This is a genomic window from Nostoc parmelioides FACHB-3921, from assembly GCF_014696625.1.
GTDB classification, from domain to species: Bacteria; Cyanobacteriota; Cyanobacteriia; order Cyanobacteriales; family Nostocaceae; genus Trichormus; species Trichormus parmelioides.
The window spans coordinates 1-15688 of sequence record NZ_JACJQL010000002.1 but is presented as its reverse complement, the minus strand read 5'-3'; the positions used below and the strand labels follow the sequence as shown (position 1 = coordinate 15688).

Sequence of the window (15688 nt, the reverse complement as noted above, 5' to 3'; positions counted from 1 at the left end):
ACCGCCATGAGAATTTTATTAGTAGAAGATGACGAACTGATTGGCGAATTACTTGTTAAATCGCTAACAAGTCAGCATTATACTGTTGATTTCGCCAAAGATGGACAAGAAGGCTGGGATTTTGCGGAGTCATATAGTTATGACTTGATTCTGTTAGATTTAGTATTGCCTAAGCTCGATGGAATTAGTTTCTGTCGGCAGTTACGGTCTAGTGGTAATCAAACACCTGTTCTCTTGTTAACCTCTCAAGATACAAGCATTACAAAAGTTACAGGCTTGGATGCTGGAGCAGATGACTATGTAGCAAAACCTTTTGATTTTCAAGAGTTATTAGCTAGAATTCGGGCTTTATTGCGTCGGGGTGGTTCAGCTTTACCGCCTCTGTTGGAGTGGAATAACCTCCGGCTTGATCCGAGTACTTGTGAAGTCGTCTGTGACGGAAAACTCTTACATTTAACTCCCAAAGAATACGGTTTGTTAGAATTGTTTCTCCGCAACAGTCACCGCATTTTTAGTTGTAGTGCTTTAATAGACCAATTGTGGTCATTTGAAGAACCACCCACAGAAGATACAGTGCGCTCCCATATCAAAGGATTGAGACAAAAGCTGAAAGCAGCTGGAGTTGTTGAAGATCCTATTGATACTGTTTATGGGATTGGGTATCGGCTCAAACCTGTGCAGTCAGGAAAAGAAGAAGAATTAAATATTGAAAAAGCCGCAGGTGCGATCGCCAATCCGGTCGAGAATGAGGTAAGAAAAGTCTGGGAAGATGTAGTAGAGAAAATAGAACAGCGTGTAGCCGTAATTGAACAAGCTTCTCATAAACTGCTACAGAACAAAGTTAGTGAGGAAATACTGTCAAAAGCTAAGGTGGAAGCTCACAAATTAGCTGGTTCTTTGGGAATGTTCGGCTCTGATGAAGGTTCCCAGATAGCTCAAGAAATAGAATCTTTATTAGATAATGGCAAAAAGCTGAAAGCTTCTGGACGGAAGCATTTGGGGCAAGTAGTTGAGGCATTGCACCAAGAATTAGAAAATTTAAAATTTGGGTATAAAACACAACTATCAGTAGTGGATGCAAAAGCGGATGATCGCCCTTTGGTGCTAGTGATTGACAAAGACCAGGAATTAGTCAGGGAGAGCAGGAGTCAGGGTTCAGAGGCGATCGCCTCTGGGCAATTAACACAGGCCAGAGTGATGATTGTAGATGATGATCCGGAAATATTAACTGCACTCCAGACTTTACTCAGTGCTTGGGGAATCAACGTCTATACCCTCGCCCATCCCCAGGGATTTTTGGCAGCGAGGTTAGGGAATTTAGCAGAAATAGATACGCTGACATTGGTAGCTAATCGCCGTAAATCCACCCAGGAATTAAACCATTACCTTCATTGGTGTCATACTCACCAGCAAACCCTGAGTTTCGCTGTTGTAAAACTGGATGGACTCAAGCAAATTAATTATAACTATGGTCATGAAATAGGCGATCGCGTCTTATCTCAACTGGGCGAATTGTTAAGGCAGATGTTCCATAGTCAAGATGTTGTCGGACGCTGGGGAGGTGCGGAGTTTATCTTAGGAATGGCAGGAATAACCAAAAGTGAAGGGGTAAGGCGATTAGGGGAATTACTGACAACTTTCCAGCAAATTGAATTTATTACTACCAGCAATCAATCATTCCATGCCACCTTTAGCGCCGCAGTGGTGGAATATCCCCAAGACGGCGACAAACTGGAAGCGCTATATCAAGCAGCTGACATAGTTCTTAACCAAGCAAAGGCGGCTGGGAGAAATCGGGTGTTGAGTAGTTGAATTAGGCCGCAGGGAGTAGGGAGTAGGGAAGGATGGGAATATATGTCCGGATTATTTTATATACATTTTTGATCTCAGTCCCTGATTGGCATCCTCATGATTGGTTATCTGGAATCATCACAACGATTACAGCGATCGTTTTTCTGTACACAGTATTTATATGTGTGAAACTAATTGCAAAAGCTGGGAAATTTCCTCCCAAGGTACAGTTAGAAGTAACAAATCAAAAATTGCAACAGGCAATTTTAAACAGTGCCAATTACACAATTATTTCCACCACACCAGACGGCATAATTCTGACCTTTAATGCGGCTGCACAGCGATGGCTAGGATACACCGCCGAAGAAGTGATTGGTAAAAAAACCCCAGAGATAATCCACGATAAAAATGAAGTCGTGAAAGTGGCACAAGAACTATCTCAAGAATTAGGGGTAACCATTGCACCTGGATTTGAGGCTTTTGTGGCTAAAGCACGACTGGGACAGGTGGAAGAACGGGAATGGACTTACATTCGTAAAGATGGTTCGCGTTTCCCAGTGCTGCTATCTGTTACACCTTTGTATGATGCAGAGAAAAATATTACTGGTTTTCTGGGTATTGGTAGTGATATTACTGCACGCAAATTGGCAGAAGCAGCTCTACGAGAAAGTGAATATCGTTACGCCACCCTGGCGCAAACCGCACCAGTAGGCATTTTTCGTAATGATGCTTCTGGACGGTGCATTTTTGCTAATGAAAGAGCTTGCAATTTAATTGGTTCACCCCTCGAAGACATATTGGGTGAAGGCTGGATACAATCCTTGCATCCAGACGATCGCCTGCGTATTGTGAGGGAATGGAATCAAGCCATAAAGCAAAATTTACCGTTTAAAGCAGAGTATCGTTTTCGCCATCCCAATAACGTCATTAACTGGGTAATCTCCCAAGCAATCCCCGAAAGAGGAAGTAATGGAGAGGTGACAGGATACATTGGCACAATGACGGACATTAACGATCGCAAACGAGCCGAAGAAGAACTGCTGCACCTCAGCCAAGCCTTGGAAAGTGCTGTGGAAGGTATCTCTCAGTTAGATACTCAGGGGCGTTACATCAAAGTCAATCCCGCCTACGCCCAGATCACTGGCTACACACCAGAAGAGATGATTGGTATGGAGTGGACATTAACTGTTCATCCAGATGACCAAGAAAAAATGATGGCTGCCTATCGCCAAATGCTGAAAAGTGGCAAGGTAGAAATGGAAGCTAGAGCCATGCGTAAAGATGGTTCAGCTTTTTATAAACAAGTAGTGATGGTCAAAGCCTATAACCAACAGCAAGAATGTATAGGCCATTATTGCTTCATGAAAGATATTAGCGATCGCCGCGAAGTCGAACGTCTCAAAGATGAATTTGTCTCCGTAGTCAGTCACGAATTACGCACCCCTCTAACTTCCATTTCTGGCGCTTTAGACTTATTAGCTAGCAAAGTTGTACCGGCAGGTTCCGAAGATGCCCAACGGATGCTCAACATTGCCGCTAATAATACTGATAGATTGGTGCGTCTGATCAACGACATCCTAGATATTGAACGCATTGAGTCGGGAAAAATCCAAATTACCCCCCAAGCTTGCAATGCTGCCGACTTAATGACCCAATCAGCAGAAGTGATGGAGGAATTAGCAGAGCAAGGGGGAATAAAATTATCAATGTCACCCCTATCTGCTCACCTCTGGGCAGATCCCGATCGCATCATCCAAGTATTTACTAACCTTATCAGCAATGCCATTAAATTTTCCCCTGCTGGAGCTACAGTTTGGGTGACTGCTAAAATTCCCGAAAAAGGGGAATTAGAAAAATCCCAAACCCCTATACCCCTATACCCCCATACCCCTATTATTCTGTTTGCAGTCAAAGACCAGGGTCGGGGTATTCCGGCTGATAAACTGGAATCTATCTTTGAGCGTTTTGGACAAGTTGATGCCTCCGACTCCCGTCAAAAAGGTGGCACAGGTTTAGGCTTGGCTATCTGTCGCAGCATTTTGCAGCATCATGGAGGACAAATCTGGGCTGAAAGCACTTTGGGCGAGGGTAGTACCTTCTCTTTTACCTTGCCAATTTTTCCAGAAGAACAGAATCAAGAAGAAGAGTTTCTGCATCTTTCCCACGCCCCACTTCAGCACCTCGCTGACTCAATCTCTCCTCTGATACTGCATTGCGATGATGATCTTTCCGTGCGGGCTGTTGTGCAAGTCATCCTCGAAAAGCAAGGTTATCGAGTCATGACCGTAGCATCAGGAAAGGAAGCCATAGAAAAGGCGAAAGTCAACCAACCTGATGCAATTATTCTCAATCTCATGATGCCAGAGATGGATGGTTGGGAAACATTAGCACTTCTCAAACAGCAGCCAGAAACTAAAAACGTTCCCGTAATTATTCTTAGTGGCGTCACACCTGATCATAATCAAGAACTTCCCCATGATGTTAGTGATTGGATTATCAAACCTCCCGATGTGAAGTTGTTATGCCAAGCTTTAGAAAAAGCTACCACCAAGCAACAAGTCATCAAAGTGCTAGTTGTAGAAGATGACCCAGATTTAGCACAAGTATTGATTGCTATGTTCAATCGTCACGGCATTTCTACCTTCTATGCTCAAACAGGACGAGAAGCCATTCAAATTAGTCAAAATATCATTCCTGACTTCTTGGTACTAGATTTGGGATTACCCGAATGCGATGGTTTCGCCGTGGTGGACTGGTTACGGCAGTATCAGCGTTTGTATCATGTACCTTTAGTAGTTTACACAGCCCGCGATTTAGATGAGAGCGATCGCCAAAGATTAAAATTAGGGCAAACATTGTTTCTCACTAAAGGACGCATTAACCCCCAAGAATTTGAGCAGCGCATCATTACCTTACTCAACAGAATGATTTGCAATTAGGCTAAAGAAAGTGCTGAATTATGAATCTTGAATCAGATGGATACGAAACGCATTCTCATCATTGATGATGAATATGATATCCGCGCAGTGGCTGAACTCTCTTTAAAAGCAGTGGGTGGTTGGCAAGTCTCAACTGCTGCTTCTGGTAGTGAGGGAGTGGCTAAAGCGGCGGCTGAACAACCAGACGTAATTCTTTTAGATGTGATGATGCCCGACATGGACGGAATCGCCACTTTTCAAGCCCTACAAGCTAATCCAGTTACTCAGTCCATTCCTGTTATTTTGCTGACAGCAAAGACCCAAACCGCCGAACAGAGACGATTTGCAGAGCTAGGAATACAAGCTATTATTACCAAGCCCTTCAAGGCGATGAAGTTGCCTGCTCAAGTTACCGCAGCTTTAAATTGGTAAATTAAAAAAATCTCTAACTTTAGACGTATCTCCACAAGTTCTGCATTTTTGATGTTTAAAGTTAGAAGCAACAAAGAAGGTAACAGTTTAACAGTAATTTTACTTATGGGGTAATAAATAAATACCTATTACTTAGATTGGTACTTGAACATTAAATGCAAGCAATTATTTCCCACCGATAAAATAATTTAATTAATCGTTTTTTATTACCATTTAAAAAAAAATGAAAGATTTAGAATTATTCCAATTTCATCTCGATAGAGCAATTTATATCTTAAGGTTTCAGGATAAAAAACTAATTGAAACTTGGGTAACTGAATTAGATCAGCATTTAGCTCCGGACTATATAGAATCATGTCTCACAGCAGCGATCTTAGAATTATCAATATCTCATTCGGAAACATTCCACTGGATTTTAGATCATTTAGCTGATTGGAGACCTTATAAGCAATTACTAGAATCAGTCACTAGATTTGCTTTAAAAAAACTTGTCCAAAAAGGTTTTATGCCTGGTGGAGAATTTAGTTTTACTGCTGATGGCAAAATATTGCTGACTGAAAATGCCAAAGCAACAATTATGAAAGATACTGCTAAAACTGACCGTCTCTTGCTAGAAAAAATCCTTTTAACTCCCCAACAAATTCACTCACTCACAACATGATGTCTAGTATCACCTTCAGCTTCGTCTTTGTTGTAAATCTTCTCCTACAGCCGATCCGTCAATGGCTGGAATCTCTAAAAATCGAAAATCACCGGTTAGCACGATGGCTGTGTACAGTTATTCCAGCCAGTTGTCCATTTGAACGAGAATTTAAGTGGGGCGATCGCATCCTAGTTCATATCCCCCCTTTATGTAAACTCAATCCTTTCTACGAACAGCTAATAGAAATTCGCTTTAAAGCCTTGATGTACTTAGCAGACGAATGTGGTGAAGATGTAACACAGTTCTGTTAGGAAGCAGGAAGCAGAATATCTTGCCCAGGACTCACAACTCAACACTTAATACTTCTCACTTTTGAGGCTTTACTGGCTCCGCAGTCACAAAATATAGCGCCGACAGCAGAAAGCTGGTACTGTGGATTCTCAAGCATACTTACTACTGAGCTTAAACAAGTAGCTGATGAGTCCATGACAATTACGATCGCCCTCAATACAGACACTGTTAATACTCTCGATTTATCACCTGCACATCAGGTAATCAACCAACTGCTGCAAGAGGGAAATATTGCTTCCCACGAACAGCAGTTAAGTTTTGCTATCGAATACACTCTAGAGCCTGGCGATCCCCGCGAATTGTCAGAAATTCCTGAATTAAGGCTGTGGTTTGTGCGTCTGGATGCCAAGTATCCTTGGTTGCCATTTTTACTAGATTGGAAAACTGGTGAACTGGGGCGTTATACCGCTATGCTTGTACCGCACCAATTCAGTGCGAAAGAAGGCATCCAGTACAACCCAGAAGCTTTAGAAATCTTTTTGATGCACAAGATTTTTGTTTTAAGTGACTGGTTAAAACAACAAAAAATACCCTCGCAATCGCGTCTTAAGTCTATGGCGCAAATGCTGGGTTACGAATTAGAAGATGGGTTTTTTGAAATGTTTTAGTTGGGGACAAAAAAGTAAAAAGTAAAAAGATAAAAGATTTTTTCTTTTGACTTTTACCTTTTTACTTTTGCCTTGGACTGGGGATTGGGCGAAAATCTTGCAGTCAGTTCTCCCCCTGCCTCCCCTGCCCCCTGCCTCCGATCAACCTCCCCAAACTTTTTCTAATACAGCTTTGGGTAAAATATCTGCCACCCTACCTGTGGGAGATTTAATGCCCAGAAGTTTGTCGCTATTTGGTAATAACTTGACGGGATCTGTGGAACCAAATAGAGCAATAGTATAGGTTTGTACTGCCACACTTAAGTGCAGTGGCGCACTATCGGTAGTTAGCATTAAGTTAGCTCCAGCAATCATCGCCGTTAGTTTACCGACATTATCAGGGGAAGTCACCTTGATATCTAAAGAATAATCTCGGAGCGATCGCACAAATTGCTCATCATCTGGGCCTTGTATGACTACAATAGGCAAATCTGGCTGCTTTTGTCGAAAGTCTTGAATGATTTCCTGCCAGTTTTCCACGGGATAAATTGAATCCAAAGCTTGAGGCTGAGATGCCCAGCTAGAGCCGCCATAAATCAAAACATAACCTGTTTGACTAACCCCAAGACGTTTTTGTTCGCTATTTGCCCAGTCAATATCTGGTTTTGGCACATTTACCGCTAACTCTGGAGTAGGGGTTGTGATGCCGAAGGGTGCCAGCAAATCGTGGTAAACCGCCGCCGCGTATTGGGATGGTTTGAAGGGTACAGTTTTGGTCAGAAATGATGCACCTTTACCTTGGTAGCCGATACGGGTGGGGATTCCTGTTAACCAGAGGAATAAACCCACTAACCAGCTTTGTCCAACAGCGATCGCCACATCATACTCACGATCACGAATTGTGCCTACGAGATTTCCCCAATCTGCTAGGCTGTTACGGTCTTTGTAATCGAAGGTCAGTATATCGTTTACTGACTTGCTCACCCGGTAGGCAGCCTTTGACCGGGGTTCCACTACAACATCTAACTGAGCGTTTGGGTAATAGCGCTTCAGATCGTCTAGAGTCGGAAAGAACAGAATTTGATCGCCAATTCCGCCAGGTACAAGGGCTACTACTCGCATAATATTTATTGACGCTTATCGCTCCTTATTTTAGGTGAATACGGGAAAGTCAAAATTCAAAATTCAAAATTCAAAATTCAAAACTAAGTCATTTTCAATTCATAATTTTGAATTGGAGGTAGCCAAGTTTCCCTGTACTCATTCCCTAGTTTGGCATTAAAAGACAGTGTATTTACTAATTCCCGCCGCCGGTATTGGCAAAAGAATGGGCTGTGACCGGAATAAGCTGCTGTTAGAAGTGCGATCGCAACCTATTATTGCTTGGACTCTTTTAGCTGCACAAGCAGCCAGTGAAATTAGTTGGATTGGTATTATTTCCCAACCCACTGACTGGCCAGATTTTAAATCCATTCTTGCTAACTTGCAGCTGACTAAACCAGTGGAATTTATCTTAGGCGGTTCCACTAGGCAAGAATCGGTTTACAACGGCTTACAGGCGCTACCAACAGCCGCAGAGCAAGTTTTAATTCATGACGGTGCTAGATGTCTGGCGACACCGGATTTACTTAACTCTTGCGCTCAAGCAATTCGTCACTGTTCCGGCTTGATTGCGGCTGTCCCTGTAAAAGATACGATTAAAGTTGTGGATGAAAATGGCATAATTCAAAGTACACCAGACCGACGCAATCTTTGGGCAGCACAAACCCCCCAAGGCTTTAACGTTGAATTGTTGAAACAGTGCCACGCTGAAGGTGTTCGTCAAGCTTGGGAAGTGACTGACGATGCGGCTTTATTTGAAAAGTGCGGCATCGAAGTGCAAATTGTGGAAGGAGAGGAAACAAATTTGAAAGTAACCACTCCCCAAGATTTAGCGATCGCTGAATTTATTCTTAACAGTCGAGACAATTCGTAATTTAGGCTGCTAAAAGTCTTGTGTTTTGCTGCTTTGACGAACTTGGGTAAGCATCTTGACTGAAAATCAAAAAATATGTATAATCCCCCACATTTATTGGGAAGCATAATTAACCGTTAGAGTAAAACTAGGCAAAGGTCAACCGTCATACACTAATGACCATTGACTAATGACTAATGAACCAAAATAAAAAGGATACAAGCCCCTAAATTTAATGGGGATTGTAATTTTGAATTTTGAATTTTGAATTTTGAATTCCCCGAAGGGGTTGACTAATGACTCTTGATTAAATGAATACAGCCACAGCAACTAAGATAGAAGCGATTCTCTATTTAAAGGGTAAACCCCTATCGGTCGGTGAAATTGCCGAGTATGCCGCGTGCGATCGCGCTACCGTAGAGGAAGGCATCATTGAATTAATGGACAGCTACGCCCACCGAGATAGCGCCTTGGAAGTCGTAGAAACTACAGATGGTTACAGTTTGCAACTACGTTCAGACTTCCAAGACTTAGTGCAGACAATGATTCCTGTAGAATTGGGGTTAGGTGCATTGCGGACATTAGCAGCGATCGCTCTCAATAGTCCCATCCTGCAAAGCGACTTGATTGAGCTACGCGGTTCCGGTGTATATCAACACGTACCAGAACTAGTTGAACTCGGTTTTGTGCGTAAGCGCCGAGATAATGAATCCCGTTCCTATTCACTCCAAGTCACACCAAAATTTCATCAATACTTCCAAATAGAGCAGCTTCCTCAACCCTTCGACAATGACCAGAAAGAACAGCAGTTAGAATTAGACTTAGCTGTGGGCGCTGGGGAGTAGGGAGCAGGAGGCAGGGGAAGTTAAAGAAGAACGACAACACACAATTGTACAGACGCGATTAATCGCGTCTCTGACAACTGATCTAAAGCACTACTCTTGTACTATGGTTTAGAGTAGAATTAGCAACTAAGCTAAAAAAAATTGCCAATGGTGTTTGATCCTGACTTCTTAAACGACAACTCCGAAGAACACACCAACCAAATTCTTTCTGACCATTTTGGGGAACACCCAAATCAGTTACTAAAGTATCTACAACATCAGTCTCCCGAAGTTCTAGCCCGTGTAGCTCAATCCGTCAGCCCGGAAATTAAACAAATTATTTCCCAGAACGTCCAAGGGTTAGTGGGAATGCTTCCCGCAGAAAATTTCAATGTCCAAATTACTACAGACAAAGAAAATCTAGCGGGTTTATTAGCATCGGCGATGATGACTGGATACTTCTTACGCCAAATGGAACAAAGGATGCAGTTAGATCATTTGTCTAATGGCTAAGTGTCATTTTTTAGTAGCTAGTAGTCAGTTGCAAAAGCAATCACAACTGACATCTGACCACTGACAACTAGCTATCTGTTGGGATAAACTCCCGACTGAACCTTTAAGGTGAGAATTTCACCACTGCGATTAACTTCGACGGCTAGGATATCTCCAACTGTGCTGGATTCCACTAATTTTTGTACCTGGGCTGATGTTTTTAATGTTTTACCGTTAATTTTTTGAATCACATCACCAGGGAGCAAGCCTGCTTTTTTGGCTGGGGAATCATCCAAGACACTTTTAATTACCACCCCAGTGTCTTGTCGAATATTTAACTTGTGGTCAATATTTATTTGCTGTTTTTTGCTGGGGGACAAGTCTGTCATTTCAATCCCTAAAAACGGATGTTGTACACTCCCCTTAGTAAAAAGCTCATTAGCGACACGGGCGGCTGTTTCTATAGGAATAGCAAAGCCAAGACCTTGAGCATCTGCACGAATAGCAGTGTTAACGCCAATTACTTCGCCTTGAGCGTTTAATAAAGGCCCGCCAGAATTACCGGGGTTGATTGCTGCATCGGTTTGAATAAAGCTGACTCGTTTATCGGGAACTCCAACTTGGGCGCTGGTGCGGTCGGTAGCGCTGATAATGCCGATAGTCACAGTATTATCTAAACCGAGAGGATTGCCAATAGCGATCGCCCATTGTCCGGGAATGAGGTTTTGCGAATTCCCCAAGTTCACTGTCGGCAAGTTTCTTCCAGGGATTTTGACAACAGCTACATCTGTAATCGGGTCAACCCCCAGTACCTTCCCCTCAAAAGTCCGGCCATCCTTAAGAGTTACTTGTACGGTGTCTGTGTCAGCTACAACATGGGCATTAGTTAGTAATTGCCCGTTTTCGCTTAAAATAAACCCCGAACCTGTACCGCGCTCAATTCGCTCTTGGGGAATTGGCTGTTCATCTTCACCAAAAAATCGACGCAATAGAGGATTTTTTAAAACATCAGAGATAGGATTGGCAACTTTACGGGTGGCATTAATTCGTACTACAGCCGGGCCAACTTTCTGCACAGCGCTAGCAATAAAATTGACATTATCCCCCCCATTATTTGCCGCAGAACCTGTGACCGGACTAGACGCTAAAGATTCCGCAGGCAAACCGACTGTGACATTTTTGAGTTGTTGGAACGAGCGATTTTGTGGGAGGAGATAGCGACTGCCTAACAAACCTGCACTACCACCAACTACTAGTAGAGACAGATAAACGGCCAGTTGCTTTAGGGATAAATTCATAATGACTACGCTCAAGGACAGCAATGCAGTTGCTAATTTCTAAGTGTAGTCAAGCAACCCCTAACTGGACAGATAAATTTAACATAGAGTTGCTTTTTTGGGGATTGGGTAATGGGTAATTGGTAATTGCTAATGGGCAATGGGTAATTGGTTCTTCCCCCAGTCCCCAATTCCCAAACTAAAATTTAAAGTTAAGGCTCTCGTAATTTGTAAACATGATTGTTTCCTACCGTCTGCTTTTACTCTGTAGTTTAGTCAGCACTATTGGACTGACGACTATACTCCCAAATGCGAGCAGGGTTAACGCTGCTGTAGAGGGTTGCCCAATTCCCGCTTTATCTCGCTTCAAGCGCCATAAAGTGGTTCGTGGCGATACGTTAGTAACCATAGCTCAACGCTACAATCTCAGCCCAGAAACGCTGATTGGGATGAATCCATCTATTCATGATGGTTCTTCTCCGGCGGTGGGTAGTGAATTACAAATTCCTCCTTACAACGGGGTGGTTGTGGAAGTGCCTCAGGGTCAAACTTGGCGGCAGATAGCTACGAGATATAAGGTTCGTCCTGATACTTTATTTGAGATTAATGGCTGTCAAGCAAATCCCAGAATTGTGTTTGTTCCAGGGGTGAATTGGTCGCCTAATGGCTCTTTTACCCAGTCTCCTAGACCTTCCACCGCTAGGGCTTCTGCTCAGTTAGCTGGCTATCCTTTTTCCCAGGCTGTGGAGGTAGGGTTACCTTATGGCTGGCAGATTAACCCCAATACGGGTGAAGTATTTTTCCACAGTGGTGTGGATTTATTGGCAGCATTGGGGACTCCTGTTGAGGCGATCGCACCAGGTACGGTAGTCTTTGCTAAGGAGCAGGGTACTTACGGCAATTTGGTCATCATCAACCACAATGGCGGACTCCAAAGCCGCTACGCCCATCTTGGCAGCATCAATGTTAAGGTTGGTCAAAAAGTTAATCAAGGCCAGTTACTCGGCACCGTCGGCACTACAGGACAACCTACAGCCAAACAGCCCCATCTTCATTTTGAAGTGCGTGCTAGTTCATCTCTAGGTTGGGTGGCAGAAAATCCTAAAGACTATTTGAAACCATAATCACGGACTGTTGGTGACCTTTTGATTGGTTTAAGTAGTTTTCTGTAACCATTTCTCAATATATTCAGTAGATTTAACAATTTGCATCCCTGCTGCTTGGAACTTAGCAAATGCGGCATCCGCTTGTTCTGTATAATCTACAACACCAGGAACTACAACAGGAGAAGAAGCATCTTCTAGTAAATAAACTTTTTTAGCAAGGGCTGTATCTACTTGTTGAATTTCTGTTAATAAATCATCAATTGTCCAAGCAACGCAATGACTTTTTGCTTGTCCAGCAATAATCACAGCATCAAATTCTAAAAGTTGCTTAATTAATTTTTGATTTTTATCAGCTAGGGGATTTTCATCAAAACCAACTAATACTTCTGGACGTAACACAGAATAATTTTCTGTTAAAGGATTGTCACCCTTAATCTCAAACTGTGTTTGACTGTGGCGAGCTATACCATGAAAAAATATGGCTTCTTCCACAGCAGAAACTAACGCATGACCAATACCACCCAACATAGAATGGTAAGGCCAAACAGTCAAAGGATATTTCCCATCTTGACTTAGTTGTTTTACATAGTGATAAGCGTGTTTTTCTAATAATTCATAATCCCCATGAGTAATACTGTTAGCCACATCTGGGTTAACTTTCCAAATCCCTTTCTCAATATCTGTAAGAGTAATACTAGTAGCTGCTGGTGTGGGATGTTCGCCTAACCCATTCACCCAAAATATAGGATGAAAAATCTGCATGGCGGTATGGGTATCTAAGGTAGGAATAATTTTTGTGATTAGGCCTAAGTTGTGATAAATAAATTCACATATTCTCCGATTATCATCTACAGCACCAGTCCCGGATTTACCACCCACAAATAATTCAAATTCTGGGATACAAAAGGTGTTCTGCACATCTATTAGCAATAAACAAATACGAGTTTTATCAAAAGCTGCTGGTTGGATGTTGTGTTGTTTTGCCCATGCTTCCGCTTCTGCTGCACGTTCTTGGTAAGGTACGCGCCAAACTTCGCCAACTTTTGCTGAGTTAAAGTGTGGGGGTATAGGTAGCGGCATATTACATCTATGGTTATTTTATTGAATCTACTGTAACCAGTGATATGAGCAATGAGCTACACCTAACCGGAGGTCAAACTAATTTAGGTTCTCGAAAATAAGACTGCACTAACGTGTAATATACCGGAACTCGCTCTTATTATTTACTAGAAAAATTAAATTGGTCTTTTCATGATGCAAGCAACTTCACCATAACCAGGATTGCCAGTTAAACCTTGTAAATTATTATGCTCTATATCTTCATCTTGACCAAGCTTGCTTGTCCATTTACCGTCAGGTAATTGCCTAGCAACATGAGTTGGTACTTTGCTGGAATTAATATATATTGAAATTTTTTGAAATCTTGGTTCTAAACTATCATCTTGGCAAACTTCATAACCAAGTGTCCGAAATGCTGCTTGAAACGCCTCAAGAGTTTCTTCTCTAGGAACATCAGGCGGCCAATGTTCTTGATTTTGAGCATCTGGCCACCACCAAGTTTGATCATCTTCTCCTGCCCATGCAACACAGTTATATTCAGTTGTATCTGGACTCGTTAACTTGTATCCGTGGATAATTAAGTTGGGATAATCACGTTCAATAAAAGTTTTTACATAGTTATCCCAAGCGTTATTACCTACCACTCATAACCCCTTTGCTTACCCCACTCCAGCCAAGCTCTAGTCATTTCTTTTGTGTTTCCTCTAAACTCCGAAGGTACAGGATCTTCTCTAGAAATAGATTTTAATGCCCAAAACCAACGTCCAGATTTTCTCTCAAGCTCTCTTAACAATAAAGGTATGATAGTTTCACCCATTCCTATTATTTGTTGATAAGCAGGGTGCATTGACATTTGATTAGTAGATGATATACCACGAGTTTCATCACGCCATTGCTTGGCTAGTGTTATGAAAGTTGATTCTATTTCTCCCTGACTAGAGGTGCTTTGAGAAAAATTAGAATTATTTTCATGCGATATTTGCAGTTCTTCTGTCTTCGTCAGTTGTGCCGCATAAGCAATTGCAGCTTTGATTTTTTCTAATGTTAGTGCTGGATAATCTTTGACTATTTCCTCAAATGTCAATCCTTCCGCAAGGTTATCAAGGATGACTGAAACCATTACTTGTGTACCTGTAATGTGTGGTTTACCATGACAAGTTTGAGGATTAATATTAATATGTTCGTGCCAGTTGGTCATGTTTTTGAATGATGTTGGTTAAGGTTGTTTATAAGCAAGTTAATCTCTAAACAGTAAATATTTTTTTTGCCATTTTTAGTAATTTAATTTTTCTTTGTTGGAATTGCTGGATATTCCAGTCGTCCAATTTTGCAAGTTCTCTATTTAAAGTTACATTGGAAAGCTCATAAAGATTTCTTTTATCAGCAAATAGCTTATTACTTGCAGTGCTATTGTTGCGTCCAGGCCAAAAAGATAAATTACCAATGTCATGCTTCCACGGTTCAAGCTCTTCTGAGATTAAATTACTATTGACGTTTTGTGGATATATATGCTCTATCGTGACTTTACTCAAATCGAAAATGCTAATCTCGTTTGGCTTTGGTTTACCATTTGCACCATTAGAGTACCAGCCAGTATGATCTTCCAAGGTAGTTAAAAAATGTCTTATGATCATCTTTTTGGAAGAATTATCTTGATAGCTTAATTTTTGCATTAATAAAGATTCAAAAGTTTCGTCAGGAGCATACTTCTCTTGTACAGCTTTTAGTTCACTTCTTAAAGTGGAAATTTTATAATCCTGAGGTGCTTGTCTGATCAACTTTGCATGGTCATAATATATTGTAGATATTTTTTCAGCGTGCGCTCCTACAATAGTAATATAACGAAAAGCAAAACGCTCTAAAATGTCTATGACTTCTATAAATTCTTTTTCTGAAAGGCAATGATAAAAACTCAATAATAGTGGTATACAAAGTGTATGCCTTAATACTTTTATTAAACGTTGTAGCCTTTCTTGTTGCCAATCGGAAGCAGTTGCTTCTCGATATGGCCATCTTCGTTCTGATACTTCTATAAAAACTTGTTGCTCGTTTTTTATATCAGAAATAGTCTTAGATACTTTTTTAGCTTCTTCAGTATCAGAACTTTCTAAAACAAATCCGGGCGGAAATTTAAATATATCTAGGACTTACGCATTGACAAAAAATTTCATTCATGTGTACTAAGCAACACAAGTATGGGTAAGATTTTCTACAATGTAATCACGCAAAACTAAAGTGAATAAGTTCCTTTGCA

General features: G+C 41.6%; 16 protein-coding genes. 10 read left to right on the top strand and 6 right to left on the bottom strand.

All coding sequences use genetic code 11. The features are described 5' to 3' along the window. The first annotated feature begins 6 nt into the window (after positions 1–6). The 6 genes from H6G14_RS01915 to H6G14_RS01890 all read left to right on the top strand — a co-directional run bounded on the left by H6G14_RS01915 (position 7) and on the right by H6G14_RS01890 (position 6743). Entirely contained in the window at positions 7–1812 is a 1806-nt protein-coding gene (locus H6G14_RS01915) for a diguanylate cyclase (RefSeq protein WP_190565474.1), read from the top strand. 32 nt (positions 1813–1844) lie between these two features. Further along, positions 1845–4730 carry a PAS domain S-box protein gene (locus tag H6G14_RS01910; RefSeq protein WP_190565473.1) on the top strand — a complete coding sequence of 962 codons (2886 nt, stop codon included), beginning with the start codon at positions 1845–1847 and terminating at the stop codon, positions 4728–4730. Between the two features lie 36 nt (positions 4731–4766). Further along, the gene (locus H6G14_RS01905; protein WP_190565472.1) at positions 4767–5141 is read left to right on the top strand and encodes a response regulator; all 375 of its coding nucleotides are present in this window, start codon (positions 4767–4769) and stop codon (positions 5139–5141) included. Positions 5142–5364: 223 nt separating this feature from the next. Continuing rightward, a complete protein-coding gene (locus H6G14_RS01900; RefSeq protein WP_190565471.1) occupies positions 5365–5802 on the top strand; it encodes a hypothetical protein in 438 nt (145 codons plus the stop codon). Further along, complete coding sequence (locus H6G14_RS01895; protein ID WP_190565470.1) at positions 5799–6095, top strand: Mo-dependent nitrogenase C-terminal domain-containing protein; 297 nt, start codon at positions 5799–5801, stop codon at positions 6093–6095. Before H6G14_RS01900 ends, H6G14_RS01895 begins: the two co-directional genes overlap by 4 nt. A gap of 174 nt (positions 6096–6269) precedes the next feature. Beyond that, positions 6270–6743 carry a CRR6 family NdhI maturation factor gene (locus H6G14_RS01890; RefSeq protein WP_190565469.1) on the top strand — a complete coding sequence of 158 codons (474 nt, stop codon included), beginning with the start codon at positions 6270–6272 and terminating at the stop codon, positions 6741–6743. A 141-nt stretch (positions 6744–6884) separates the two neighbouring features. Here H6G14_RS01890 and H6G14_RS01885 read toward each other — a convergent pair whose 3' ends face one another. Next, positions 6885–7844: a glycosyltransferase family 9 protein gene (locus tag H6G14_RS01885; RefSeq protein ID WP_190565468.1), complete on the bottom strand. Its 960-nt coding sequence runs from the start codon at positions 7842–7844 to the stop codon at positions 6885–6887. A 166-nt stretch (positions 7845–8010) separates the two neighbouring features. Between H6G14_RS01885 and ispD the strand changes: the two genes are divergently transcribed. The 3 genes from ispD to H6G14_RS01870 all read left to right on the top strand — a co-directional run bounded on the left by ispD (position 8011) and on the right by H6G14_RS01870 (position 10013). Then, positions 8011–8697, top strand: a complete 687-nt coding sequence (gene ispD, locus H6G14_RS01880; RefSeq protein ID WP_190565467.1) for a 2-C-methyl-D-erythritol 4-phosphate cytidylyltransferase — start codon at positions 8011–8013, stop codon at positions 8695–8697. 290 nt (positions 8698–8987) lie between these two features. Next, positions 8988–9521, top strand: a complete 534-nt coding sequence (scpB, locus tag H6G14_RS01875) for an SMC-Scp complex subunit ScpB (protein ID WP_190565466.1) — start codon at positions 8988–8990, stop codon at positions 9519–9521. 147 nt (positions 9522–9668) lie between these two features. Next, complete coding sequence (locus H6G14_RS01870; RefSeq protein ID WP_010999289.1) at positions 9669–10013, top strand: DUF760 domain-containing protein; 345 nt, start codon at positions 9669–9671, stop codon at positions 10011–10013. A gap of 71 nt (positions 10014–10084) precedes the next feature. Here the strand turns inward: H6G14_RS01870 and H6G14_RS01865 are convergent, their stop codons facing one another. After that, a complete protein-coding gene (locus tag H6G14_RS01865) occupies positions 10085–11290 on the bottom strand; it encodes an HhoA/HhoB/HtrA family serine endopeptidase (protein ID WP_190565465.1) in 1206 nt (401 codons plus the stop codon). Positions 11291–11505: 215 nt separating this feature from the next. On the opposite strand from H6G14_RS01865, the gene H6G14_RS01860 reads away from it, so the two are divergent. After that, positions 11506–12393 carry a LysM peptidoglycan-binding domain-containing M23 family metallopeptidase gene (locus tag H6G14_RS01860; protein WP_190565464.1) on the top strand — a complete coding sequence of 296 codons (888 nt, stop codon included), beginning with the start codon at positions 11506–11508 and terminating at the stop codon, positions 12391–12393. A 30-nt stretch (positions 12394–12423) separates the two neighbouring features. Here H6G14_RS01860 and H6G14_RS01855 read toward each other — a convergent pair whose 3' ends face one another. The 4 genes from H6G14_RS01855 to H6G14_RS01835 form a co-directional block, all read right to left on the bottom strand. Next, positions 12424–13455: a cysteine hydrolase family protein gene (locus H6G14_RS01855; protein ID WP_190565463.1), complete on the bottom strand. Its 1032-nt coding sequence runs from the start codon at positions 13453–13455 to the stop codon at positions 12424–12426. Between the two features lie 155 nt (positions 13456–13610). Next, the gene (locus H6G14_RS01850) at positions 13611–14078 is read right to left on the bottom strand and encodes a DUF7689 domain-containing protein (RefSeq protein WP_190565462.1); all 468 of its coding nucleotides are present in this window, start codon (positions 14076–14078) and stop codon (positions 13611–13613) included. Next, positions 14072–14632, bottom strand: coding sequence for a DUF433 domain-containing protein (locus H6G14_RS33460; protein ID WP_010999284.1), 561 nt, complete (start codon positions 14630–14632; stop codon positions 14072–14074). Before H6G14_RS33460 ends, H6G14_RS01850 begins: the two co-directional genes overlap by 7 nt. Positions 14633–14678: 46 nt before the next feature. Beyond that, entirely contained in the window at positions 14679–15350 is a 672-nt protein-coding gene (locus tag H6G14_RS01835; protein ID WP_190565461.1) for an HNH endonuclease family protein, read from the bottom strand. Between the last annotated feature and the right edge of the window lie 338 nt (positions 15351–15688).

Excerpts from the sequence above, each read along its gene's own strand:
- H6G14_RS01915 (WP_190565474.1), top strand. The coding sequence starts at position 7 with ATGAGAATTTTATTAGTAGAAGATGACGAACTGATTGGCGAATTACTT.
- H6G14_RS01910 (WP_190565473.1), top strand. The coding sequence starts at position 1,845 with ATGGGAATATATGTCCGGATTATTTTATATACATTTTTGATCTCAGTC.
- H6G14_RS01905 (WP_190565472.1), top strand. The coding sequence starts at position 4,767 with ATGGATACGAAACGCATTCTCATCATTGATGATGAATATGATATCCGC.
- H6G14_RS01900 (WP_190565471.1), top strand. The coding sequence starts at position 5,365 with ATGAAAGATTTAGAATTATTCCAATTTCATCTCGATAGAGCAATTTAT.
- H6G14_RS01895 (WP_190565470.1), top strand. The coding sequence starts at position 5,799 with ATGATGTCTAGTATCACCTTCAGCTTCGTCTTTGTTGTAAATCTTCTC.
- H6G14_RS01890 (WP_190565469.1), top strand. The coding sequence starts at position 6,270 with ATGACAATTACGATCGCCCTCAATACAGACACTGTTAATACTCTCGAT.
- H6G14_RS01885 (WP_190565468.1), bottom strand. The coding sequence starts at position 7,844 with ATGCGAGTAGTAGCCCTTGTACCTGGCGGAATTGGCGATCAAATTCTG.
- scpB (WP_190565466.1), top strand. The coding sequence starts at position 8,988 with ATGAATACAGCCACAGCAACTAAGATAGAAGCGATTCTCTATTTAAAG.
- H6G14_RS01870 (WP_010999289.1), top strand. The coding sequence starts at position 9,669 with ATGGTGTTTGATCCTGACTTCTTAAACGACAACTCCGAAGAACACACC.
- H6G14_RS01865 (WP_190565465.1), bottom strand. The coding sequence starts at position 11,290 with ATGAATTTATCCCTAAAGCAACTGGCCGTTTATCTGTCTCTACTAGTA.
- H6G14_RS01860 (WP_190565464.1), top strand. The coding sequence starts at position 11,506 with ATGATTGTTTCCTACCGTCTGCTTTTACTCTGTAGTTTAGTCAGCACT.
- H6G14_RS01855 (WP_190565463.1), bottom strand. The coding sequence starts at position 13,455 with ATGCCGCTACCTATACCCCCACACTTTAACTCAGCAAAAGTTGGCGAA.
- H6G14_RS33460 (WP_010999284.1), bottom strand. The coding sequence starts at position 14,632 with ATGACCAACTGGCACGAACATATTAATATTAATCCTCAAACTTGTCAT.